Source organism: Nocardia citri (assembly GCF_054065835.1).
The window spans coordinates 1-284 of the sequence record NZ_JBSUQM010000090.1; the positions used below are offsets into that span (position 1 = coordinate 1).

Consider the following 284-nt stretch of genomic DNA (forward strand, 5'->3'; position numbering starts at 1 on the left):
TGGGCTCGGTTCACAACGGGGTGGACCTGGAGGCGGTCCCGGTCGGGGTAACCGAGGATTTCGACACCTGGCGGCTGCGGGTGCTGTACTCCCACATCCTGCTCGCCGGCGCCACCGGGTCGGGTAAGGGCTCGGTGTTGTGGTCGATCCTGGCCGGTATCGGCCCGGCGATCCGTGACGGCCTGGTGGATGTCCGGTTGGCGGACCCGAAAGGTGGTGCGGAGTTCGGCCGTGGCGAGGATCGGCTGTTCACCCGGTTCGCCACCGACACCGCCACGATTCTG

General features: G+C 68.3%; 1 pseudogene. It reads left to right on the forward strand.

Features of this window, described 5'->3' with window-relative positions:
- Window positions 1-284: pseudogene (locus ACW2Q0_RS31245) on the forward strand (FtsK/SpoIIIE domain-containing protein); the annotation flags it as partial.